Annotated in this window: 24 protein-coding genes; 14 read left to right on the forward strand and 10 right to left on the reverse strand. The window is 55.4% G+C overall.

Going from position 1 to position 24,068, the window contains the following annotated elements; translation table 11 throughout:
• Nucleotides 1-45: 45 nt before the first annotated feature.
• Genes TA5113_RS01665 through dxs form a run of 6 tightly spaced genes read left to right on the forward strand, consistent with a single transcriptional unit; the run spans nt 46 to nt 5,236 of the window.
• Complete coding sequence (locus tag TA5113_RS01665; protein WP_058313494.1) at nt 46-540, forward strand: MarR family winged helix-turn-helix transcriptional regulator; 495 nt, start codon at nt 46-48, stop codon at nt 538-540.
• Nucleotides 537-1,238, forward strand: coding sequence for a response regulator (locus TA5113_RS01670; RefSeq protein ID WP_058313495.1), 702 nt, complete (start codon nt 537-539; stop codon nt 1,236-1,238). The genes TA5113_RS01665 and TA5113_RS01670 overlap by 4 nt, the downstream gene beginning before the upstream one ends.
• 13 nt (nt 1,239-1,251) lie before the next feature.
• Nucleotides 1,252-2,181, forward strand: a complete 930-nt coding sequence (locus TA5113_RS01675) for a histone deacetylase family protein (protein ID WP_058313496.1) — start codon at nt 1,252-1,254, stop codon at nt 2,179-2,181.
• Nucleotides 2,178-2,420 (forward strand): exodeoxyribonuclease VII small subunit, encoded by a 243-nt coding sequence (locus TA5113_RS01680; protein WP_058313497.1) that lies wholly within the window; start codon nt 2,178-2,180, stop codon nt 2,418-2,420. Before TA5113_RS01675 ends, TA5113_RS01680 begins: the two co-directional genes overlap by 4 nt.
• A 4-nt stretch (nt 2,421-2,424) precedes the next feature.
• Nucleotides 2,425-3,294, forward strand: a complete 870-nt coding sequence (locus tag TA5113_RS01685; RefSeq protein WP_058313498.1) for a polyprenyl synthetase family protein — start codon at nt 2,425-2,427, stop codon at nt 3,292-3,294.
• A 13-nt stretch (nt 3,295-3,307) separates the two neighbouring features.
• On the forward strand, nt 3,308-5,236 hold the full coding sequence (gene dxs, locus TA5113_RS01690) for a 1-deoxy-D-xylulose-5-phosphate synthase (RefSeq protein ID WP_058313499.1): 1,929 nt from the start codon (nt 3,308-3,310) through the stop codon (nt 5,234-5,236).
• 1 nt (nt 5,237) lies between these two features.
• On the opposite strand, the gene TA5113_RS01695 is transcribed toward dxs, so the two are convergent.
• The 4 genes from TA5113_RS01695 to TA5113_RS01710 are packed head-to-tail and all read right to left on the reverse strand — an operon-like array spanning nt 5,238 to nt 7,501.
• Nucleotides 5,238-6,092, reverse strand: coding sequence for an SDR family oxidoreductase (locus tag TA5113_RS01695; RefSeq protein WP_058313500.1), 855 nt, complete (start codon nt 6,090-6,092; stop codon nt 5,238-5,240).
• A gap of 45 nt (nt 6,093-6,137) precedes the next feature.
• The gene (locus TA5113_RS01700; RefSeq protein ID WP_058313501.1) at nt 6,138-6,569 is read right to left on the reverse strand and encodes a DUF1810 domain-containing protein; all 432 of its coding nucleotides are present in this window, start codon (nt 6,567-6,569) and stop codon (nt 6,138-6,140) included.
• A 21-nt stretch (nt 6,570-6,590) separates the two neighbouring features.
• Nucleotides 6,591-6,878 (reverse strand): Rdx family protein, encoded by a 288-nt coding sequence (locus tag TA5113_RS01705; RefSeq protein WP_058313502.1) that lies wholly within the window; start codon nt 6,876-6,878, stop codon nt 6,591-6,593.
• A 2-nt stretch (nt 6,879-6,880) separates the two neighbouring features.
• The gene (locus tag TA5113_RS01710; protein ID WP_058313503.1) at nt 6,881-7,501 is read right to left on the reverse strand and encodes a LysE family translocator; all 621 of its coding nucleotides are present in this window, start codon (nt 7,499-7,501) and stop codon (nt 6,881-6,883) included.
• Between the two features lie 202 nt (nt 7,502-7,703).
• Between TA5113_RS01710 and ade the strand changes: the two genes are divergently transcribed.
• From ade to msrA, 8 genes are all read left to right on the forward strand, one after another.
• Nucleotides 7,704-9,512 (forward strand): adenine deaminase, encoded by a 1,809-nt coding sequence (gene ade, locus TA5113_RS01720; protein WP_058313504.1) that lies wholly within the window; start codon nt 7,704-7,706, stop codon nt 9,510-9,512.
• Nucleotides 9,509-10,987, forward strand: a complete 1,479-nt coding sequence (locus TA5113_RS01725) for an AMP nucleosidase (protein WP_058313505.1) — start codon at nt 9,509-9,511, stop codon at nt 10,985-10,987. Before ade ends, TA5113_RS01725 begins: the two co-directional genes overlap by 4 nt.
• A 142-nt stretch (nt 10,988-11,129) precedes the next feature.
• The gene (locus TA5113_RS01730; protein WP_058313506.1) at nt 11,130-11,417 is read left to right on the forward strand and encodes an HU family DNA-binding protein; all 288 of its coding nucleotides are present in this window, start codon (nt 11,130-11,132) and stop codon (nt 11,415-11,417) included.
• A 156-nt stretch (nt 11,418-11,573) separates the two neighbouring features.
• Nucleotides 11,574-12,287 carry a cytochrome c biogenesis CcdA family protein gene (locus TA5113_RS01735; RefSeq protein ID WP_058313507.1) on the forward strand — a complete coding sequence of 238 codons (714 nt, stop codon included), beginning with the start codon at nt 11,574-11,576 and terminating at the stop codon, nt 12,285-12,287.
• A gap of 11 nt (nt 12,288-12,298) precedes the next feature.
• Nucleotides 12,299-12,712 carry a thioredoxin family protein gene (locus TA5113_RS01740; RefSeq protein ID WP_058313508.1) on the forward strand — a complete coding sequence of 138 codons (414 nt, stop codon included), beginning with the start codon at nt 12,299-12,301 and terminating at the stop codon, nt 12,710-12,712.
• 61 nt (nt 12,713-12,773) lie between these two features.
• Entirely contained in the window at nt 12,774-13,526 is a 753-nt protein-coding gene (locus TA5113_RS01745) for an SDR family NAD(P)-dependent oxidoreductase (RefSeq protein ID WP_058313509.1), read from the forward strand.
• Nucleotides 13,527-13,610: 84 nt separating this feature from the next.
• Nucleotides 13,611-14,054, forward strand: coding sequence for a peptide-methionine (R)-S-oxide reductase MsrB (gene msrB / locus TA5113_RS01750; RefSeq protein WP_058313776.1), 444 nt, complete (start codon nt 13,611-13,613; stop codon nt 14,052-14,054).
• Complete coding sequence (gene msrA / locus TA5113_RS01755; protein ID WP_058313510.1) at nt 14,051-14,554, forward strand: peptide-methionine (S)-S-oxide reductase MsrA; 504 nt, start codon at nt 14,051-14,053, stop codon at nt 14,552-14,554. The genes msrB and msrA overlap by 4 nt, the downstream gene beginning before the upstream one ends.
• A gap of 66 nt (nt 14,555-14,620) precedes the next feature.
• On the opposite strand, the gene queG is transcribed toward msrA, so the two are convergent.
• From queG to TA5113_RS01785, 6 genes are all read right to left on the reverse strand, one after another.
• Nucleotides 14,621-15,739, reverse strand: a complete 1,119-nt coding sequence (gene queG / locus TA5113_RS01760) for a tRNA epoxyqueuosine(34) reductase QueG (protein ID WP_082625765.1) — start codon at nt 15,737-15,739, stop codon at nt 14,621-14,623.
• Nucleotides 15,740-16,405 (reverse strand): FtsZ-binding protein FzlA, encoded by a 666-nt coding sequence (fzlA, locus tag TA5113_RS01765; protein WP_058313511.1) that lies wholly within the window; start codon nt 16,403-16,405, stop codon nt 15,740-15,742.
• A gap of 90 nt (nt 16,406-16,495) precedes the next feature.
• Entirely contained in the window at nt 16,496-17,233 is a 738-nt protein-coding gene (mtgA, locus tag TA5113_RS01770) for a monofunctional biosynthetic peptidoglycan transglycosylase (protein WP_058313512.1), read from the reverse strand.
• A gap of 75 nt (nt 17,234-17,308) precedes the next feature.
• Nucleotides 17,309-17,680 carry a DUF4189 domain-containing protein gene (locus TA5113_RS01775; RefSeq protein WP_058313513.1) on the reverse strand — a complete coding sequence of 124 codons (372 nt, stop codon included), beginning with the start codon at nt 17,678-17,680 and terminating at the stop codon, nt 17,309-17,311.
• A gap of 121 nt (nt 17,681-17,801) precedes the next feature.
• Nucleotides 17,802-22,340 (reverse strand): glutamate synthase large subunit, encoded by a 4,539-nt coding sequence (gene gltB, locus TA5113_RS01780; RefSeq protein WP_058313514.1) that lies wholly within the window; start codon nt 22,338-22,340, stop codon nt 17,802-17,804.
• An 84-nt stretch (nt 22,341-22,424) separates the two neighbouring features.
• Nucleotides 22,425-23,858 (reverse strand): NAD(P)-dependent oxidoreductase, encoded by a 1,434-nt coding sequence (locus TA5113_RS01785; RefSeq protein ID WP_058313515.1) that lies wholly within the window; start codon nt 23,856-23,858, stop codon nt 22,425-22,427.
• Nucleotides 23,859-24,068: the final 210 nt, after the last annotated feature.

A 24,068-nucleotide genomic window follows, 5' to 3' on the forward strand; every position in this document is an offset into this window, starting at 1 on the left:
ATATTGTGATTTCCAAAGTTCAAACCAGCGGACGAGTGAACGAGCATGGGTGAACCAACAGGCAATGAACGTTTGTTTCTGACGGATGAGCAAATCCGTCAAGGTATCGAGGCGATGTATTTTGCGTATCGAGGCCTGACAAACGAACCTGACCGTATTCTTGCAACGATGGCTTATGGGCGTGCCCATCACAGGGCCATCCATTTTATCAATCGTGCGCCGGGCACCACCGTGACTAATCTTCTAGAGATCCTAGGGGTGACAAAGCAGTCATTGAATCGCGTGCTGCGCACATTGATTGAAGACGGGCTGGTCGAAAGCCGCGTCGGCAAGGTAGACAAGCGAGAGCGCAACCTGTTTCTTACGGAAGCTGGCACAGCGCTTGAAGCCCGCCTGTCTGACGCTCAGCGCACACGCATGCGCGCCACCTATCGCGACGCAGGACCAGAAGCCGTAGCAGGTTTTCGTAAAGTTCTGGAAGCGATGATGGATGCGGAAATGCGGCGCAAGTATACGACCTTACGAGAGACAAACTCATGATGGAACTGCAGCCACACCTGTTGATCGTCGATGACGATGAGCGCATCCGTGGATTGTTGCAAAAGTTCCTGATCCGAAATGGGTTCCTCGTGTCTGCGGCGCGCGACGCTGCGCATGCGCGGCGTATTCTTGAGGGGCTGGATTTCGATATGATCGTATTGGACGTCATGATGCCAGGCGAAGACGGTGTCAGCCTTACAAAGGCAATTCGTGAAACCTCCTCAACTCCGATCATGTTGCTGACAGCAAAAGGTGAGACAGAGGACCGGATTGCCGGACTTGAAGCAGGCGCGGATGACTACCTTTCTAAGCCGTTTGAACCAAAAGAGCTTCTTTTGCGGATTAATGCGATTCTTCGTCGTGTGCCGGATGCGGGCGATGTGGATACCACGCCAAAGTTCCTCAACCTAGGACCGATCCGCTATGACATCGAACGGGGTGAGATGTGGCAAGGGGACGATCTGGTGCGTTTGACCGCAACCGAAAGTCAGCTGATGAAGATCTTCTCAGCCACACCCGGCGAGCCGATCAGCCGCGCCAAACTGGTTGAAGATTTGGGTCGCGATCGCGGTCAGGCACAGGAACGCGCAGTGGACGTGCAAATCACGCGCTTGCGGCGCAAAATCGAGACAGACCCGAAACAACCGCGTTACCTGCAAACCGTACGCGGCGCAGGATACATGCTGGCACCGGACTAAGGCGATAAGAGCCATGACCACCGCGCTTTATACTCACGCAGATTGTTTGAACCATGTGACTCCAGCGGGTCACCCAGAACAAGTCGCGCGCCTAGAACACATCAATGGTGCGCTTGCTGGTTTTCCGCAACTTGATCGACGTGACGCGCCAGAATGTACTGATGCTGATATTCTGTTGTGCCACCCACAATCTCATCTGGATGCGATCACCGCCGCAGCGCCCGCGAATGGATGGAGATCATTGGATGCCGACACCCATATCTCCCCGGGCAGCCTGATCGCGGCCCGCCGCGCGGTCGGCGCAAATATTGCCGCCGTTGATGCCGTTTTGAGTGGTGATGTCAAAAACGCCTTTATCGCGACGCGCCCTCCTGGCCATCACGCGGAACAATCCACCCCGATGGGTTTCTGCCTGTTTGGCAACGTCGCCATTGCCGCCAAACACGCTATGGAACGACACGGGCTAGAGTGCGTCACAATCGTCGACTTTGATGTCCATCATGGAAATGGCACGCAAGCGCTGCTTTGGAACGAGCCGCGGGTGCAGTTTTTCTCAAGCCACCAAAGCCCCCTTTGGCCTGGATCTGGCTCTGAAAACGAAACCGGCGGTCACAACAATATATGGAATTTCCCTCTCGCCCCCCATTCCACAGGGCAAGAGATGCGACAGACCTACGAGGCCGAAATCTTCCCGGCGATTGACCGCTATCAGCCGCAATTGATCCTGATTTCGGCGGGTTTTGATGCACATATGGCAGACCCATTGGCTAACCTAAACTGGCAGACCGAGGATTTCGCTTGGCTCACCCGCCAGATTTGCGATTTGGCAGACACCCATTGTCAGGGCCGCGTTGTCTCGACTCTGGAAGGCGGATATGATCTGACGGCTTTGGCAGCCTCTGTGGCTGCGCATGTACAAGTTTTGATGGAGAAAAGCGCATGAGCGAGACGCCCGTTGCGGAGATGAGCTTTGAAGCGGCGATGGCCGAGCTAGAGCAGGTCGTGAACCAATTGGAACGCGGCGATGTGGCGCTTGAGGATTCTATTAAGCTGTATGAACGCGGTGCTGAATTGAAAGCGCGCTGCGAAGCCAAGCTGAAGGAAGCAGAAGAGAAAGTCGCGGCCATCACGTTGGACGCCAATGGCGAGCCAAATGGGCTGAAGCCGGTCGAAGGTCTCTAAAAACATGTTCAAATCCCGTCTGATGGACTGTGCGGCGCAGGTGCAGCTGCATCTGGATTCCGTGATGGAGCCGATGGGCGACCTGCCGGTTGTCCAAGCCATGCGCTATGCGAGCCACGGTGGCAAACGCCTGCGCGCGTTCCTCGTCATGGAAAGCGCGCGCCTGCATGGAATCGCGCCCGATCAGTCAGTTTGGCCAGCGGCGGCCATCGAAGCCATGCACGCCTACTCTTTGGTGCATGACGACCTGCCCTGCATGGACAATGACGATATGCGCCGCGGGCAGCCGACCGTGCATATCAAATGGGATTACGAAACCGCTGTACTGGCGGGTGACGCCCTGCAAGCGCTGGCATTTGAGCTGGCAGCAAACGAAGCAGTCTCTCCCAAAGCCGAAGTCCGCGCAACACTCGCGCTCGAACTCGCGCGCGCGGCTGGGGCGCAAGGCATGGTGCTCGGTCAGGCATTGGACATGGCCGCAGACAAATCTGATACCCCATTCGATCTGAGCCAAATCACCGCCTTGCAAGAAGGCAAAACTGGCGCGCTCTTTGGTTGGTCGGCACAAGCCGGGGCCCGCATGGCTGAAGCTGACACTTCGCCATGGGAAACCTACGCCAAAGGGATCGGTCTCGCGTTTCAAATATGGGATGACGTACTCGATATCGAAGGCGACGCGGCCATCGTTGGCAAAGCTGTCGGCAAAGACCAAGACGCCGGCAAAGCCACCTTCGTCTCCCTTCTCGGAATGGACACGGCCAAGGCCCGCGCCCATGAGCTGGTCGAGCAAAGCTGTGCTGCCCTTGATCCTTTTGGTGCAGAGGCAGATACTCTCAGGGACGTCGCGCGCTATATGATCTCGCGAGACAAGTGATCTAAAGGGCCCCATGACCACAAGACCCGACACACCTCTGCTGGACCGGGTCCACAAACCCGAAGACCTCAAGCAGCTTTCAGATGCCCAGCTTTCGCGGCTGGCGCATGAATTGCGGCTTGAGACCATTTCGGCTGTGTCAGAGACGGGTGGGCACCTTGGAGCGGGCCTTGGTGTCGTCGAATTGACGGTTGCCTTGCATGCGGTCTTCAACGCGCCTCGGGATAAGCTGATCTGGGATGTGGGTCACCAAGCTTACCCACACAAAATCCTGACGGGACGCCGCGACCGTATTCGCACCTTGCGCCAGAAAGACGGGCTAAGCGGGTTCACCAAACGCTCTGAGTCGGTTTTCGATCCATTTGGCACTGCGCATAGCTCGACATCGATTTCAGCGGCCCTTGGCTTTGCCGTTGCCCGCGATTTGGGTGGACAATGCGAAGGCGGGCTTGGGGACGCGGTTGCGGTCATCGGCGACGGAGCCATGAGCGCAGGTATGGCCTACGAGGCCATGAACAACGCGGGCGCATTGAACCGCCGTTTGATCGTCATTCTAAACGATAATGACATGTCCATTGCGCCACCGGTCGGAGCTATGTCGACATATCTTTCCCAACTCTATGCAGGGGAGTCGTTCCAAGAGCTTCGTTCCGCAGCGCTTGGTGCATTCTCTTTGCTGCCAAAACCGGTGCAGCTCGGCGCTGAACGCGCCCGCGAAATTTTCAAATCGGTCACTGTAGGCGGCACCCTCTTCGAGCAATTGGGCTTCAACTATATCGGTCCTATCGATGGCCATGACATGGACCAACTGCTCCCGGTTCTACGCATGGTTCAAGAACGTGCCACTGGCCCCGTCCTGATCCATGCGGTCACCAAAAAGGGCAAAGGCTTTGCCCCGGCGGAGAACTCGAAAGACAAATGGCACGCCACTGCCAAATTCGACGTGGCGACGGGCAAACAGCGCAAAGCAGTCTCTAATGCACCCACTTATACGTCGGTATTTGGACAGACTTTGGTGGAACTTGCAGCCGAGGACGACAGGATCGTTGCGGTGACTGCTGCGATGCCCGAGGGCACTGGTCTTTCGCTGTTTGAAACCCGTTACCCAAGCCGCTGCTTTGACGTCGCCATCGCCGAACAGCATGCAGTGACATTTTCCGCAGCGCTTGCCGCCGGCGGCATGAAGCCTTTCTGCGCACTCTATTCGACGTTCTTGCAACGCGGTTACGATCAAATCGTGCACGACGTCGCCATCCAAGGCCTCCCCGTGCGTTTTCCAATCGACCGCGCAGGTTTGGTAGGCGCCGACGGAGCAACGCACGCAGGCGCGTTTGACATTGCGTTCATGACAAACCTGCCGGGGATGGTGGTGATGGCCGCTGCAGATGAAGCCGAGCTAAAACATATGACGGTCACCGCCGCAGCCTATGACGACGGCCCCATTGCCTTCCGATACCCGCGCGGCGAGGGCGTTGGCGTTGATCTGCCAGAAAGCAGCGAAGTTCTAGAAATCGGCAAGGGCCGCATGATCCAAGAAGGCGCTCGCGTCGCGCTGCTTTCTTTCGGCACACGGCTGGAAGAAGTTCAGAAAGCATCCGAAGCTCTCAGCGCAAAAGGCATCACGCCAACCATTGCGGATGCACGTTTTGCGAAGCCATTGGATAAAGAGCTGATCCTGACCTTGGCGCAGAATCATGAGGTTCTGATCACCATCGAGGAAGGCGCAGTGGGTGGTTTTGGGTCCCATGTCGCGCAATTGCTCGCTGAGGAAGCCATTTTTGATACCGGGTTGAAATTCCGCTCTATGGTCTTGCCGGATACCTTCATCAACCAATCAACCCCGGCGGATATGTATGCGCAGGCGGAACTGAATGCAGAACACATCGAAGCTAAGGTGTTGGATGTGCTTGGGGTCGCGCAAATAGGCTCTAAGTCAGCCTAAATCAGCTCTTTTCCTCATCCAGCATCGCATGCAGCGCGGATTTGAAATCTGGATATTTTAGATCGACACCCAGCTCGTCTTTGATGCGATCATTGCGCACGCGCTTGCTGTCTGAATAAAAGCTACGCGCCATGGGGCTCATCACCGCCTCTTCAAATGGCACGGCCGGAGGCGGCTCCATTCCCAAGAGTTTCGCGGCATATTCGATGACCACTTCCGGTGGCTGCGGGTCGTTGTCACAGACGTTATAAACGCGCCCAGGATTGGGCTTGTTGATCGAGGCAAGCAACACCTGCGCAATGTCATCCACATGGATGCGCGAGAATATCTGGTTTTTTTTGATCACACGCTGCGCCACACCGCGACGCAGTTTCGCAAATGGGCCGCGACCAGGTCCATATATTCCTGCCAGCCGGAAAACATGCACCGGCAGCCCTTCGATATCGAGCCATTCCCGTTCCGCTTTCACACGCCGCTTGCCCCGTTCCGTTGCCGGATCTAGCGCAGAGTCTTCATCAACCCATCCGCCATCATGATCTCCGTAAACACCAGTGGTAGACAGGTACCCGACCCATTCCAAATGCGGCGCCGCGGCAACAATCGCCGAACGCGCTTCGCGCATAATTGGATCGCCCGCTTCGTCTGGCCCTGCCGAGGTCAGCACATGGGTCGCCTGCTCGAGATAGGGTCGCAAATCACAAGGCCAGAGCAGCGGCTCAACACCTTCTACTTCCAATTTCTCTGCCTTTTCAGGTTTGCGGGTGGTGCCTATGACACGCCACCCCTGCTTCAGAAGGTGCGGAGAAAGCGCCCGAGCAGAGAAACCGTGGCCGATGGAAAGAAGCGTTTTGGTCATGGGGCCAATCTGCGCTTGCAAAACCCAAGGTGCAAGAGCGCATGCCTACTCTTTTGTCGCAATCAGCGTCAAAGTCTTTGGGCATTCAACACCTGCATAAAAGGCCTTCAAGATATCCCGGAACACCGCAGGTGCGCCCGGCACCTGTGCGAAGAGTGTCGCGCAACTGCGCAGCTTCATCGCATCGACCGGGCCAAGGATCGCCTCGGGCCCTTTGCCTTGATGCATCATCATCGCCATCGACAGCTCCACCAATCGCGTGCCCATAACTGGGTGCGCAAGGTACTCTGTGGCTTCATCAAGATCCTTAAGTCCGTAATCCGTGGCGCGTTTGGACGTTCCCAGCGCGCGCAGCTGCGGGAACTCCCACCAGATCCAGTGACTGAGCTTCAGCCCAGCGCGCACCTCTGAAAGGGCTTTGGCGTGGGTCATCTCTTGGGGCATGAGATACCGCTCTAAATCATGGATCGTCGCCATTGAGGTCCTTCCAACGCGGTCTTATGCGCGGTCTAAATGGCCCAAGTCTTTGTCAGGCTCGATTATATCCCGTAGGCGTTTCTTCAGGGTCTTGGCGTCCGGAAAACCGCCATCAGCCTTGCGTTCCCAGATCACAGTATCATCGACGCGGATTTCAAAAGTACCGCCCAGATCATCGGGGATCAAAGTCACCCCTGCAAGGTCATTGCCAAAGGTGGACAAAAGCTCTTGCGCCAGCCAACCCGCGCGCAATAGCCAATTACAGCCAATGCAATAGGCGATGGTGACCTTTGGTTTTTCTGTGTTCATCTCTACTGCTCACTCGTTGCGATCTTTGCGGCCAAGCCAATAAAGACCAATCCCGCCACGCGGTTCATCCAAAGCTGTACTGTCGGCGTTCTCGCAATGCGTTCTGATAATCCACCGGCCACCAACGCAATCCCACCTAAAACGACAAAGGTCATGACAACAAAGATCACTCCCAATGTCGCAATCTGACCGATCATTGCCCCATTGGCAGGATCAGTGAATTGCGGGAAAAACGCCAAGAAGAAGATCGCGACCTTTGGGTTCGTAATGTTCATAATCAACCCCCGCCGATACAGCATGAAAGCGGACCGCTTAGGCGTCGCCTCGCCGATCTTTTGAACCGGTGCGTGAAAGGCTTGGTAGGCGAGATAGATCAGATAAGCCGCCCCAGCGAACTTGATGAGCGTAAATGCCATCGCGCTGGTTTGCAAAAGCGCCGCCAAGCCCAGCGCCACGGCTGCGGAATGAACGAACAGACCCGAACACAGGCCCAAGACGACCCAAATCCCAGATTTAGCACCGTTTAGGGCTGATTGCGTCAGGACAAACAAATTGTCCGGCCCCGGTGCAAGTGCCAGCAAAGTAACGGCAACCGAAAAGGTGACGAGAATGTCGATGGGCAAGGGCGACTCCTTCGTTAAGTCGAAAGCAATAAAACCCTAAGCGTTACCATGGCGCAAGAAGGGCGTTGCACAAAACCCAGTCCGACACGCATTGGAAAACCATGGTTTTTTGCACATTTAACCGCTCTAATTGAAACTGCTTTCGCAAAAGCTTCACGCCGCGCCCGCTTGAACCTTCGTCAGACCCATGTCACCTTGGGCCATGGAGCATCAATCAATAAAATCATGGCCTGAAACGGCCCCGACTCTCATCGCTGTGGCAGCAGGGCGCGCCGCGGCGGACATGGTTATTCGCAATGGTCAGTGGGTGAATGTCCACACCCGTGAGATCCTACCCAATCACGACATTGCCATCGCAGAAGGTCGCATCGCCTTTGTGGGTCCCGATGCCAGCCATTGCATCGACGAGACCACTGAGATCATCGAGGCTGAGGGCCGTTTCATGATCCCCGGGCTTTGTGATGGCCATATGCATATTGAAAGCGGCATGCTCACCCCGGCAGAGTTTGCCCGTGCTGTGATCCCCCACGGCACAACCACCATGTTCACCGATCCCCACGAGATTGCGAATGTGCTGGGTCTTGAAGGCGTAAAAATGATGCATGACGAGGCACTGATGCAGCCCGTCAATATCTTCACCCAAATGCCCAGCTGCGCACCGTCTGCGCCCGGCCTTGAAACCACGGGTTATGAGATCTCGCCTGAAGACGTTGCAGAAGCCATGACGTGGCCCGGCATTATCGGCCTTGGCGAAATGATGAACTTCCCGGGTGTGATCAACGCGGACCCGAAAATGCTCGCTGAAATCGCGGCAACGCAGGTGGCGGGTAAAACCGTTGGGGGGCACTACGCGTCCCCTGACCTCGGCCCGGCATTCCATGCCTACGTCGCAGGCGGTCCTGCCGACGATCATGAAGGCACATGTGAAGCAGATGCGATTGCTCGGGTGCGCCAAGGCATGCGCTCTATGATGCGACTGGGGTCGGCTTGGTATGACGTTGAAACTCAAATTACTGCTGTCACGGAAAAGGGTCTCGACTCGCGCAACTTCATCCTGTGCACCGATGACTGCCACTCTGGCACCTTGGTCAATGACGGTCACATGAACCGCGTTGTACGCCACGCGATTGATTGCGGCTGCGATCCTGTTGTTGCGCTCCAAATGGCGACGATCAACACCGCGACGCATTTTGGTCTGGAGCGTGAACTAGGCTCCATCACACCCGGCAGGCGCGCCGATGTGATCTTGACGAGCGATCTGAAAACGCTCCCCATCGAGCAGGTCATTGCGCGTGGCAAATCCATTGCAAAAGACGGCAAAGGCCTTGTGGATTGCCCCCATTACGATTGGCCAGAGCATGCGCGTCAAACGGTCAACATGGGCGCCGACCGCACTGCGGACGATTTCATCGTTCCGGCCCCAGAGGGCGCAAACCGTGTCACAGTGAACGTGATCGGGGTCGTGGAAAACCAAGCGCCCACGAAAGCGCTCAAAGCGGATCTCAACGTCAGCGACGGTCGTGTCGAGATGGACATCGAGAACGACGTTTGTCAGATTGCGTTGGTCGAACGTCACCGCGCGCTGGGGACCACCACCAATGCATTCGTGAGCGGTTTTGGCTATCAAGGCAACATGGCCATGGCCTCCACCGTGGCCCATGACAGCCACCACATGATCGTCGTAGGAACCAGCCGAGAAGACATGGCACTTGCCGCCAATCGCCTAAGCGAAGTGGGCGGTGGTGTAACCATCTTCAAAGACGGCAAAGAGCTGGCATTGGTTGAGTTGCCCATCGCGGGACTTATGTCCGACCAACCCGCAACCGAGGTTGCTACAAAAGCCCAAGCCATGGTCGACGCGATGGAGGCTTGCGGTTGCACGCTTAATAACGCTTACATGCAGCATTCACTACTGGCCCTCGTGGTAATCCCGGAACTTAGAATTTCCGACCTTGGGCTGGTGGACGTAACTACTTTTGAAATGACAGACGTAATACAGGCGCATTCATGACACCCATTCACACCTCCATAAAATCACCATCGGTGAAAACGCCTGAGACTTTCACGGATGCCAAGGCAGCGGTGGACAGGTTGTGCGAGCTTTACAACACAGCGTCTGAATTCCTTTGTGCTGAGTTCGCAAACGCGCTCGCAAACGGCGCGCCAAACAGTCGTGTGCGCGCCTTTTATCCAGAGATCCGCATCACGACGACCAGTTTTGCGCAAGTAGACAGCCGCCTGAGTTTCGGCCACGTCGCAGAACCGGGGACATATGCAACGACGATCACGCGGCCGGACCTTTTTCGTCATTACTTGGAGCAGCAAATCGATCTGTTGATCGAAAATCACGGCGTCCCTGTTGTCATAAGCGCGTCAGACACGCCGATCCCTGTGCATTTTGCAGTCGCAAACGACGCTTCAATATCGGTGCCACAAGACGGTGCCGCAGCATTCCCGCTGCGCGACATTTTTGATGTACCCGATCTGTCCACGACCAATGACGACATCGTCAATGGTGTCTTTGCCAACCAAAGCAGCTCCATAGAACCGCTCGCACCATTCACCGCACAGCGCGTGGACTATTCTTTAGCACGCCTTGCGCATTACACCGCGACGGATCCCGAACATTTCCAGAACCACGTGCTGTTCACCAACTATCAGTTTTATGTTGCTGAGTTCGAGGCCTATGCGCGCCAGATGCTCGCTGACCCCAAGAGCGGTTACACCAGTTTTGTATCAACCGGGAATGTTGAAATCACCGACGCGGAAACAGAGATCCCGCCGGTCGACAAACAGCCGCAGATGCCGACCTATCACCTAAAGCGTGCGAACGGATCCGGTATCACCTTGGTCAATATCGGCGTTGGCCCGTCAAACGCCAAAACGGCAACCGACCACATCGCAGTTCTGCGCCCGCATGCTTGGCTGATGGTCGGTCACTGCGCCGGTCTTCGCAATTCTCAAAGCCTCGGTGATTTCGTACTCGCCCACGCCTATCTGCGCGAAGATCACGTGCTTGATGACGACTTGCCAAACTGGGTGCCAATCCCGGCGCTTGCTGAGGTACAGATCGCACTCGAAGAAGCCGTGGCCGAAGTAACTGAGTTGCAGGACTATGAACTCAAACGCGTCATGCGGACTGGCACGGTCGCCACCATCGACAACCGGAACTGGGAACTGCGCGAACACACCGGACCCGTGCAACGCCTAAGCCAGTCTCGCGCCATCGCACTTGATATGGAAAGCGCGACAATTGCCGCGAATGGCTATCGGTTCCGCGTACCATACGGTACCCTCTTGTGCGTCTCAGACAAGCCACTGCATGGCGAGCTGAAGCTGCCCGGAATGGCCTCTGATTTCTATAAAACACAGGTCGCAAGGCACTTGATGATTGGAATTCGTACCATGGAATTCTTGCGCGAAATGCCGCTTGAACGGCTCCATTCTCGGAAATTGAGGTCATTTGACGAAACCGCGTTCCTCTAAACCGCGATTAACCTGTGGATAAGTGCGAAAAATGCATGTTTTTATGGCTTTTCGTGCAGCATTTCGTTGTCATCGAGAAACTTATTCCTTTAAATGCCCGCTATGAGGCCCTGAGACGGGCGGACATAAGGAGAAAACAAAAATGGCAAAGCCAATGACCAAGACCCAACTCGTAGCTGCACTGGCCGAGGAAATGGGCGCTGACAAGAAATCCGCGGGTGCTGCACTGGAAGCAGTTTGCGCACTGATCACTCGCGAAGTTTCCGGCGGCGGCGCGGTCACTCTGCCAGGCGTTGGCAAAATCTACTGCCGTGAACGTCCTGAGCGTATGGTTCGCAACCCTGCGACTGGCGAACAGATCAAGAAAGAAGCGGACAAGGTTGTTAAAATGACAATCGCGAAAGCTCTGAAAGACAGCGTAAACGGCTGATCGAAAGCTTGATCTCTTAGAGATTACAAAGGGTCGCCTGGGGGGCGGCCCTTTTGCTTTTCAGGTCACGCTGATGACATTTTCCACACGGATTTTTGAAGAAACACATTCACAGTTTCGAATGACACAGATCAATGTTTTCGCCATGGTCCGCCCATGGAATTGGTCTTTGCATACCTTGCCGGTCTACTGACCCTCATTAACCCCTGTGTTCTGCCGGTGTTGCCAATCGTTTTGGCCACTGCTTTGCAGGCCAGCCGCCACGGGCCGCTGGCAATTGCCGCGGGCCTCAGCCTGTCCTTCGTTGTCCTCGGAATGCTTGTGACCACCTTCGGCCACTCGATCGGTCTGGACGCAGATACGCTCGCCCAAGCTGGTGCGGTTCTTATGATCGGCTTTGGGCTTGTCCTGTTGATCCCCCGTTTCTCCGCCGCATTCTCCACCGCCACTGCAGGGGTAGCCGCAAAGGCAGACACACAGCTTGATAACGTCGACCGTTCGACCCTGCGCGGACAGTTCATCGGCGGTCTGCTGCTTGGCGCAGTTTGGAGCCCTTGCGTTGGCCCGACCCTTGGGGGCGCTATTGCATTGGCCAGCCAAGGCGAGAACCTCGGCTTTGCCACCGCGATCATGGTGTCTTTTGCCTTTGGGGTCTCAACGATCATTCTCGCGCTCGGCTATGGCGCGCGCGGCGCGCTGCAACGCAACCAAGCCTTGATGCGCAAGATCGCCACCGCGGCCCGTCCGTTGATGGGCATTGTTTTTCTCTTGGTCGGTCTCGCCCTCCTCTTCCGCTTGCATCACATGGCGGAAGCTTGGCTGCTTGACCACCTACCAATCTGGCTCGTCGATTTTTCAGTATCCCTCTAAAGGAGAGTACCATGCACCGTCGTACGTTTATCACTCTAACTGCAGCTGCAGCCGCCCTGCCCAGCCTAGGTTTCGCCGCAAGCGACTACACACCTGGCCTTGTGCAAAAACATCTGGCTCAAGGGGATACGGTATTTCTGGATTTCAAAGCCGAGTGGTGCTCCACATGCCGCGCGCAAGAGCGTGTGATCAACGCCCTGCGCAAAGACAACCCTGCCTACAACGCCAATATCGTGTTCATCAATGTGGATTGGGATGAGTACGGGAAGTCTGATCTCGCAAAGTCTCTAAATATCCCTCGGCGGTCGACCTTGGTTGTGCTGAAAGGCGATGCGGAAATCGGCCGTATCGTAGCGCAGACAGGCTCGTCGACCATCAAAAAACTGATGGATGACGCACTTAGCGCCGCAACCTCAAACTCCTAAGCCATTGTCCAACTGAGATTCATGTGTCACCCCTTTGTTGAACAGACATGGGGTGGCACACATGACCAAGAAAATCGCACTTGTAACCGGCGCCGCACGCGGCATTGGTTTGGCGACGACCAAGCTCTTTCTGGAAGACGGTTGGTCGGTTGCAATGGTCGATTGGGACCATGACGAGCTTCAGCGAGCAAGCGACGGTCTTGAGCATGTCATTGCGATCAGCAAAGACGTTTCAAAACCCGAACAGGTCGACGCCATAATTGCTGAAACCTTGGAACAGTTTGGGAAGATCGATGCTTTGGTGAACAATGCGGGTGTTGCCGACTTCGGACCGATTGAAGACACCGATTTCGGCCGCTGGCGCCGGGTGATGGAAACCAATCTCGACGGCGTCTTTCTTATGACCCAAGCGGCGATCCCAGCGCTCAAAGAAACCAGCGGAAGCATTGTGAATATCGCGTCCATCTCTGGCCTGCGCGCGTCTACCCTGCGAGTGGCTTATGGCACGTCAAAAGCAGCCGTGATCCAACTGACCAAGCAGCAGGCAGCAGAGTTGGGCGAATACGGCATCCGAGCCAATTGTATCTGCCCGGGCCCAGTAAGGACCAAACTTGCCATGGCAGTGCATTCGCAAGACATCATCGATGCCTACCACGACGCGATCCCCCTCAACCGCTATGGCAGCGAGATTGAAATCGCCAACGCCATCCATTTCTTAGCGTCAAACAAGGCAAGCTATGTAACCGGCCAGGTTTTAGCGGTCGATGGAGGGTTTGACTCTACCGGCGTCGGCTTGCCTGCTTTGCGAAGCTAGAGCGATCACGGGAGCGTCACTGCCCCTTTCATTTCCCACAAAATGCGCCATCTATGGCAGAATGGAACAGAACAGGAGACCGATATGACCACGTATTTCAAAGACCCCGATGCGATCGCGAACCTGTCCGATGAAGAATTCTGGGTGACCCAAGAAAGCGGCACGGAACGACCGGGCACAGGGAAGCTTTTGAAAAACAAAGAGCCCGGTATCTATGTGGATATAGTTTCTGGCGAACCGCTGTTTGCAAGCTCTGACAAATATGAAAGCGGCTGCGGCTGGCCAAGCTTCACCAAGCCAATCGACAATGTCACCGAGCATCATGATGCGACCCATGGAATGGTGCGGGTTGAAGTACGCTCCAAACACGGCGACAGCCATTTGGGGCATGTGTTCACAGATGGGCCCCGGGACCGCGGAGGATTGCGCTATTGCATCAACTCTGCATCTTTGCGCTTCGTGCATCGCGATGACATGGAAGCCGAAGGTTATGGCAAATATCTGGATCAAGTGGAGGACGTGGCATGAGTGAACGCGCTGTACTCGCAGGTGGCTGTTTCTGGGGTATGGAAGATTTGATCCGGCGCCAGAAAGGGGTCCTTGCAACAAAAGTAGGCTATACCGGCGGCGATGTGCCAAACGCGACCTATCGCAACCACGGCACCCATGCGGAAGGGATCGAGATCCTGTTTGATCCTTCGCAGACGTCCTACCGCGAGATCCTAGAGTTTTTCTTCCAGATCCACGACCCGACCACAAAAAACCGCCAAGGCAATGATCTTGGCACGTCTTATCGCTCGGCGATTTACTACGTGGATGAGGCGCAAAAAGCGGTTGCCGAAGACACTATTGCGGATGTGAATGCCTCTGGCCTTTGGCCGGGACCGGTGGTCACGGAACTAGAGCCGGTTAGCGATTTCTGGGATGCGGAAGAGTATCATCAGGATTACCTGGAAAAAAACAGGGGCGGCTATACCTGTCACTTCCCCCGCGCGGACTGGGTCTTGCCAAAGCGGGCGTCCAAGTAGGGGCGCTGCCCCTCGGCCTTCGGCCTCACCCCGGGATATTTTTGCCAAAAAGAAAACAGAGCGTCTCTATTTGAGGCGCTCTTTTGCCCAGCGCGCTGCGTCTGCGACCGTTTCGTCTGGATCTTGGATGAGGTCTTCAATTTGCAGCAGGTAGTCTTGAATCCCTGAATTGCCCATGGCGTAGAGCACATTGCGCACAAAGCGATTGCGGCCGATGCGTTTGATCGGACTGCCAGAGAATTTTGCTCGAAACTCGGTGTCATCTAGCGCGGCCAGCTCTGCCAAAGACGGCGCGCGTAGGTCGTCGCGGGCGTGATAGCGAATTTCGCGGGCTTCAACGGCGAATTTGTTCCAGGGGCAGGCGGCAAGGCAGTCATCGCAGCCATAGATGCGGTTGCCCATCAGCGGGCGCAGATCTTCGTCGACGGGACCGTGGTGCTCGATTGTGAGGTATGAAATGCAGCGCCGTGCGTCGATCTTGTGTGGTTCCGGGAAAGCGTCGGTCGGGCATGCGGTTAAGCAGGCCGTACAGGATCCACAATTGTTGACTTCTGGCGCATCAACTTCAAGCTCAACCGTTGTGAAGATCGACCCGATGAAGAACCAACTGCCTAGGTCGCGGCTTAGCAGGTTCGTGTGCTTGCCTTGCCAGCCAAGACCAGCGGCTTGACCCAACGGTTTCTCGGGCACTGGCGCTGTGTCGACAAACACCTTCACTTGTGTCTCGTCGCCCACTTCGGCAATCAACCACCGTGCCAATCGCTTCAGGCGTTTTTTGACCAGATCATGGTAGTCTTTGTTGCGCGCATAGACCGAAATCGCACCGCAGTCGGGCATGCCATGCACGATGCGTGGATCTTCATCGGGCGAATAGCTTTGCGCCAGCATAATGACTGACTTCGCCTCTGGCCAAAGCTCTGCTGGATTTTCCCGCCAATGCACCCGTTCCGCGAGCCAATTCATTTGACCTTCGTAGTTCTTGGCAAGAAACCCGCGCAGGCCCTCTGGCACCTGCGGAACGGCATCAGGCCGGCAGATGCGGCATAGATCAAAACCGATCTCATGCGCTTCGTTGATGAGTCGCGTCTTTAGCAGAGCTGCCTGTTCCTTCCCCAGAGTTGGGTCACTCTGGTTTGATCTTATATCAGAACGATTTGGAGTGCCAAAAGAGCGGCGCTGCCCCATCTAGAAATCCAGATCGGCGTAATGGGCTGGCGGCGGGAAGCCAGGGATTTGGTCCGCCAAAAGCGAACGGAACGCCGGGCGTGATTTGATTTTCGCGTACCAATCTTTCACCGCTTCAGAGCGGTTCCAATCCACATCGCTGATGTAATCCAAAGACGACAGATGCGCGGCCGCGGCGAAATCCGCCAAGGTCATATGATCGCCCGCAAGCCAACGCCGGTGATCCAAGAGCCACGCCATATAGTCGAGGTGATATTTGATCGCTTTGGAGCCTGCCTTCACATTCGAACTATCCGGATAGCCCGTGCCTTGTAGCTTTCGATAAACCCGCTCATTCAAAAGCTTGCTTGTGACTTCGCTGTGAAACTTATCGTCAAACCATCCGACAAGACGGCGGACTTCGTGGCGCGCCTCAGGCGATTTGGGCATCAATGATGGCTCAGGGTGCAGCTCTTCAAGATATTCGCATATCGCTGCGCTTTCCGTGAGGATCTTTCCGTCGATTTTCAAGATCGGCACTTTTCCTGCCGGATTGCGACGCATGAAATCTGGATCCTGTTCCCAATACCGCTCTTCCACCAGCTCACATTCAATCTTTTTCTCCGCGAGACTTAGGCGGACCTTGCGGCAGAATGGAGAGAGCGGTGCGTGAAACAAACGGGCCATTGGAGAACCAAATTGAAATGAAACTTATCTCTAATTGCCCAAATCTTGGGTCGGTTTCAACTCGCTAATCTCTTCAAAGGTGAAAGATCGCTATTGAAAGCAGTCCGCGCGACCGTCTTTGTTGATGGTGGCCGCGCCATCAATGATGGAAGACGCGCGCTTGATTTGGGCAGATGTTGGTCGAGACGCAGAGCGGCCCCTTGGGTTTGGCAGCACCATTGCCAAACGCGCGGCCTGGCTGGCGCTCAATGCTTCCGGTCCTACGCCAAAATAGTGGCGCGCCGCCGCTTCTACTCCAAAGACCCCTTCGTCAAATTCAGCGATGTTGAGGTAGACTTCAACAATCCGGCGTTTGCTCCAGGCCATCTCGACGAAAGGTGTAATGGCTGTTTCTAAGGCCTTGCGCACCCAACTACGCCCTTGCCAGAGGTAGACATTCTTGACGACTTGCTGACTGATCGTCGATGCGCCGCGGCTGCCGCCCTCTTCGATCGCAGCGCGAATGGCGTTCACGTCAAAACCCCAATGGTCGCAGAAATTGGCGTCTTCCGCAGCCACAACCGAGCGCGCCATGACCGGCGCAATTTCTTCAATTGGCACCCATTGATGGTCCAACCGCCCAAGCCGAGCCTTCTCGCTCTGCATGGTCCACGTGGTGGGGGGGTTGAACAAAGTGAATGCTAATATTGCGAAGATAAAGAGCGAAAAAGACCAAATAGCAGCTCGAAACAGAATGCGTCGTAGCCGCTTGGCCTGGCGTTTGCGCCAAGTCTCTTTTGCTGGTGCTTTCTTTTTGGTTTTCTTCTTTGTGCTTGACGTTTTAGCCATGATTCAACCGCTGCTCTTCCCATTTGGCATAGTCAAAGCGAAGCGGTGAAGCAAGATGCTGCGCTGGCTTCTCGTTTACCGAGAGCAGGCAGACACCAGCGTTTTGCAAGCGTGGGATTGGTTTGAGCAAAGGCGATGCGCAATCTGTTCCGCATCCTTGCGGTCGCGCCCTTTCGCCCAAGTCCAGCTCCCATTTTTTCCCTGTGCGATAGAGGCACAGGCGTTTTTGAAGGTACGCATCTCGGCACAATTCCAACCGCAGTTTTCCTGCGCTGCTTTAAAGGCGCGCGCCTCGGACCAATGGGATATTGAAACGACCGTATCGCCAGTCCGACTCAGACCAATCGCGCCCCAACACTCTTTATAGCCACACTGCCCGGAATAGGCCGGCGTGGCTGCAAAGAACGCGAATGCGATCAGGGATATGATGGCCGAATTCAAACGCATGAATCATCGTTAACATAATATCATGCAAAAATTGTGGCGATACTCGCATAGGGAGAGTCTCGCCGAACGCAAGGCACAAAAAAGCCCCGCAAATTGCGAGGCTTTTTCATTATATTTTAGATTACTCAGCTGGGATCGCTGTTGCTTCCTCGCTCAAAGGATGAGCAATTTTGTTCAGCATTTCTTTCGGACAGACCTGAACGAAATGCGCTTTCTCGCTCTCCCAGTGCTGCAAGATATCTGCAGCTTTGCGAGACCCAGTTTCAGCCAGATGCCGCTCAACAAGACCCTTAAGTTGATCTTCCCAATGCGCGACTGTGACTGGGCAAGTCACAAGCGTTTCTTTGTTCATCAACGCTTCTGCTTCGCCTTCAGGATCATACAAGTAGGCCATACCACCGGTCATGCCTGCGCCGAAGTTTGCGCCGATCGTGCCAAGGATCACGGCAATACCGCCGGTCATGTATTCACAACCACACGCGCCACAGCCCTCGATCACCACTTTCGCACCAGAGTTACGGACCGCAAACCTTTCACCGGCACGGCCAGCCGCAAAGAGATGACCGTCGGTCGCGCCATAAAGCACAGTGTTGCCGATGATTGTATTGTCGGCTGCAGTCAACGGAGAGTGCATCGGCGGACGTACAACAACCGTACCACCGGACAAGCCCTTGCCGACGTAGTCGTTGGCATCACCAGAGACTTCGATCTTCAGACCCGGCGCCGCAAAGGCACCCAAGGATTGACCGGCAGAACCCGTCAGTTTCACCGTCAGGTGGTCTTCTTGCAGGTTATTCCGCATGCCGAAGTTCTGAACGATGTGGCTCGATGTGCGTGTCCCGACAGTCCGGTGCGTGTTCTGGACCGCATAGGACAGTTGCATCTTCTCACCATCTTGCAAGAAGCGCGCCGCATCACGAACGATTTCGGCATCCAGAGTATCTGGAACCGCGTTACGGTCTTTGTCGCGGTTGTAAACGATCTCAGATGCACCATCGACGGTGATCAACAGCGGGTTCAGGTCCAAGTCATCCAGATGAGCGGAGCCACGAGACACCTGTGCCAGCAGATCCGCACGACCGATCACGTCATCCAAAGAACGCGCGCCGATGGACGCGAGGATCTCGCGCACTTCTTGTGCGTAGAATGTGATCAGGTTCACAACCTTGTCCGCATTTCCGGTGAACTTATCGCGCAGCGCTTCGTCCTGAGTACAAACGCCAACTGGGCAGGTGTTCGACTGACACTGGCGGACCATAATACAGCCCATCGCAATCAATGCAGCCGTACCGATACCGTATTCTTCGGCGCCCAGCATCGCCGCCATGACGATGTCACGACCGGTGCGAAGGCCACCATCGGTCCGCAAAGTGACCCGCTCACGCAGGTTGTTCATGGACAGCACTTGGTGCGCTTCGGTCAGACCCATTTCCCATGGCAGACCCGCGTATTTGATCGAGGTCGCTGGGGACGCGCCTGTACCACCGTTGTGGCCAGAGATCAGGATAACGTCGGCTTTCGCCTTCGCCACACCTGCCGCAATGGTGCCAACGCCAGAAGACGCCACCAGCTTCACAGTCACCTTCACAGTCGGGTTGATCTGTTTCAGGTCGTAGATCAGCTGCGCCAAGTCTTCGATGGAATAGATATCGTGGTGCGGCGGAGGCGAAATCAGGGTCACGCCTTTGGTGGAGTGACGCAGGCGCGCAATCAGGTCGGTGACCTTCATACCCGGCAGCTGGCCGCCCTCACCCGGCTTCGCACCTTGAGCAACCTTGATTTCCAGCTCTTCACACTGGTTCAGATACTCGGCTGTCACACCAAAACGACCAGACGCAACCTGCTTGATCTTCGCAGAAGGGTTGTCACCATTCGGCTCTGGCACAAAGTGCGCTGGATCTTCACCGCCTTCACCGGAGTCAGACTTCGCACCGATGCGGTTCATGGCCACGTTCAGGGTCTTGTGCGCCTCTGGAGACAGAGCGCCCAAAGACATGCCCGGCGTCACAAAACGCTTACGGATCGAAGTGATCGATTCCACTTCTTCAATTGGAACTGGTTTGCCGATGGCTTTGATATCGAGCAGGTCGCGCAAATGGATCGGCGGCATCGCCTGCATCTTTGCGGAATACTGTTTCCAAAGCTCGAAAGACGCACGGTTACAAGCTGCCTGCATCATGTGCATTGTCTGAGCTTCCCACGCGTGGGTCTCACCAGATTTCCGTGCTTTGTAGAAACCACCGATTGGCAGAATGTTCTGCTCGGACAAGAAGCCCTTCGCATGTACTTCCTCGACCTTGGTCTGAATACCGGACACACCGATACCGGAAATGCGCGAAGTCATACCCGGGAAGAACTCAGCGACCATAGCGCGGGACAGGCCCACCGCCTCAAAGTTCAGGCCACCGCGATAGGAGGAAATGACAGAGATACCCATCTTCGCCATGATCTTCAAAAGACCGGCATCAATCGCCTCGCGGTAACGAGACACTGCTGTTGTCAGGTCCACTTCAAGCAGGCCACGCTGGATGCGATCCGCAAGGGAATCCTCTGCCAAATACGCGTTCACAACAGTCGCACCGGAGCCGATCAGAACGGCAAAGTAATGCGGGTCGATACATTCTGCGGAGCGCACGTTCAGCGAGCAGAAAGTCCGCAGGCCCTTGCGGGTCAGGTGGCTGTGCACCGCAGATGTGGCAAGGATCATCGGCATCGCCACTTTGTCTTCGCCCTGATCTTCGTCAGTCAGAACGATATGGCCAGCGCCTGCGCGAACCGCATCTTCTGCTTCTTCCCGAATGCGTTCCAGATGCTCACGCAACGCGCCCTGTTCACCGCCTTGCGGGAAAGTACAGTCGATCCGAACGACGTTGTCATCAAAAGCCTTGAGCAACGCTTCAAACTGGGCGTTCCCGATGAATGGGCTGTCCAGCATGATGATTTCTGTTTGGCTTCCGTCCTCGTCCAATACGTTCTTCAGGTTGCCGAACCGTGTTTTCAAAGACATCACGCGGTATTCGCGCAAAGAGTCGATTGGCGGGTTTGTTACCTGAGAGAAGTTCTGACGGAAGAAGTGGCTCAGTGGACGGTACTTATTTGAAAGTACAGCGCTTGGCGTGTCGTCGCCCATAGAAGCCAAAGCTTCCTTTGCATCCTCTGCCATAGGCGCAAGGATTTGTTCAAGCTCTTCGACCGTGTAGCCAGCTGCGATCTGGCGCGACCGCAATGCGTCACCGGTAAACAGAGGTTTCTCTGTCACCTTGCTCAACTCGGTATCCAAATCACGGATTTTACCGACCCAATCGCCATAAGGGCGCGCGTTGGCCAGTTTGTTTTTGATTTCGGTATCGCTGTAGAGCTTGCCCTCGGCCATATCTACGGCGATCATTTGTCCCGGACCCAAAGCGCCTTTTTCAACGACAGTGGCTTCATCGATCGGCACCATGCCTGCTTCCGAGCCTGAGATCAGCAGCCCATCGCCAGTCACCACATAACGCATTGGACGCAGACCATTCCGATCAAGGCCCGCGCAAACCCAACGGCCATCGGTCATCGCCAAGGCTGCAGGGCCATCCCATGGTTCCATCACAGAGTTGCAGTAGGAGTACATGTCGATCCAAGACTTCGGCAGTTCCACCGCCTGTTTGGACCAGCTTTCAGGAACCAACATGGTCTTCGCCATCGGCGCGGAACGGCCAGCGCGTACGAAGACTTCGAAAACACCGTCCAAGGCCGCGGAGTCAGATGCTCCACCCGGCACGATTGGTTTGATGTCGTCAGCGAGTTCACCGAAGTAGTCAGACGCCATGCGAATCTCATGGCTCTTCATCCAGTTCAGGTTGCCCTTCAGCGTGTTGATCTCGCCGTTATGCGCCAACATGCGGAATGGCTGCGCAAGCCACCATTGCGGGAAGGTGTTGGTCGAGTAACGTTGGTGGTAAATCGCGAATGCGGACTCAAAGCGCTCATCTTCCAAGTCAGGATAGAAGACAGCCACCTGCTCCGCCAGCATCATGCCTTTGTAGATGATGGAACGGCAGGACAGCGATGCGATATAGAGCTCACCCACACCACGGCTTGCAGCCGCTTTTTCAATACGGCGGCGGATCACATAAAGCTCACGCTCGAATGTATCCTCATCAACGCCTTTAGAGTTGGAGATCAGGATCTGCTCAATTTCAGGACGTGTGGCGTTCGCCTTCTCACCCAAGCATGTGATGTCCACGGGCACGTGACGCCAGCCATAGATCCGATAACCCATGCGCAGAACCTCAGATTCCACAATGGTTCGGCAGGTCTCTTGCGCGCCAAAATCGGTGCGTGGTAGGAACACCTGACCCACAGCGATCATCTCGTCCATTGCTGGCTCGTGGCCGGTGCGGCGAATTTGGTCATAGAAGAATGGCACCGGGATCTGGACGTGGATACCCGCGCCGTCACCGGTTTTTCCGTCAGCGTCGACGGCACCGCGGTGCCAGATGGCTTTCAGCGCATCAATGCCTGCTTCGACGACTTTACGGCTTTTCTTACCGTCCACGGCGACAACCAAGCCAACACCGCAAGAGGAGTGTTCTTCGGTTTCATTGTAAAGGCCATTCTCGGCCATATATGCCCGCTTTGCTTCCTCAGCGCGGACCCAATTTTCATCATATTTTGTCATGTCTGTACCTGCCTTCTCGGAGGGTCACATCAGCTGCGAGAGCGCGGCCCGTGCCACGGTTCCTCTCGCAACAATTCAATTGAATTACTCAGCGGCGATCGCTTTGGCGTTTTCAAATCGTTTCAGGATCGCTTCGGCGCAATCACGGCCGTCACGGATCGCCCAAACAACAAGCGAAGCACCACGCACGATGTCGCCAACGGCGTAAACGCCATCCATGTCGGTCGCGCCGGTCGTAAAGGCAGCTTTCACGGTACCCCACCGGGTCACTTCCAGCTCAGGCTGGTTCCAAAGCGTTGGTAGGTCTTCTGGCTCAAAGCCCAGCGCTTTGATCACCAGATCCGCCTCTTCCACATAGTCGGCACCCTCGATGACTTCTGGGCTTTGACGCCCAGACGCATCGGGCTGACCCAAGCGCATCCGCTGCACCTTCACACCGTTCACAGGATCGCCGGTGAAGCCATTCGGCGCTGCGAGCCATTCGAACACGACGCCTTCTTCTTCTGCGTTCTGTGTTTCGCGCTGCGAACCCGGCATATTTGCGCGGTCGCGACGGTATAGACACTTCACGCTTTCAGCGCCCTGGCGGATTGCTGTGCGCACACAGTCCATCGCCGTATCACCACCGCCGATCACCACAACCTTTTTGCCTTCTGCATTCAGCTCGCCGCTGTCGATTTCAGGTACGGTGTCGCCAAAGCTCAGACGGTTGGACGCGGTGAGATAATCGATTGCTTTGACAATACCCTGAGCGCCAGAACCCGGTCCTTGCAGATCACGGGACTTATAGACACCAGTCGCAATGATCACCGCGTCATGTGCGTTGCGGATTTCTTCAAACGAAATGTCTTTGCCGATTTCACAGTTCATCTTGAACTTAACGCCGCCTGCTTCCAGCTGTTCATTGCGGCGCATGACGACATCTTTTTCAAGTTTAAAGCCCGGGATACCGTAGGTCAGCAATCCACCTGCGCGGTCATAACGGTCATAGACCGTAACCTGCACACCTTCGCGTCGCAGCATGTCTGCAGCAGCCAAACCACCAGGTCCGGCACCAATGATACCAACGGACTCGGGGCGCTCTGTTTGTGGCGTAACAGGCTTGACCCAACCTTCTTCCCAAGCGGTGTCAGTGATGTATTTCTCTACCGCACCGATAGTGACAGTTCCGTGGCCGGACTGTTCAATCACACAGTTGCCTTCACACAGGCGGTCTTGCGGACAGATACGACCGCAGATTTCCGGGAAGGTGTTGGTGGCTTGCGATACCGCATAAGCTTCTTCCAAACGACCAGTCGCAGTCAAACGCAACCAATCCGGAATGTTGTTGTGCAGAGGGCAATGGGACTGGCAATATGGCACGCCACATTGCGAACAGCGACTCGCTTGTTCTTCAGCCTTGGCTTCCGCGTAGGCCGCATAAATCTCATTGAAGTCTTTATTGCGCTGGTCCGCGTCCCGCTTTGTCGGCATATCCCGATCTACGGTTACGAATTTCAGCATAGGTTGCTCCGCCACGGTAACTGCCTCCTGCGATTCATGGTGCTTGCGCTGTGTAAAGTAACCGTCAGAATTATAAAAGTCAAAAATACTGACCTTTATTTCGGAATTTCCAACTTTTTCGCCCTCGACCCGCGAAACAACCGCAAATTTTTGGTCCGAGTCGGACTTAAATCCGCTCTTTTTTAATTTTTGCGCTCGTTTATACGATGTAGTTGATAGATTTGG

Source organism: Cognatishimia activa (assembly GCF_001458335.1).
GTDB classification, from domain to species: domain Bacteria; phylum Pseudomonadota; class Alphaproteobacteria; order Rhodobacterales; family Rhodobacteraceae; genus Cognatishimia; species Cognatishimia activa.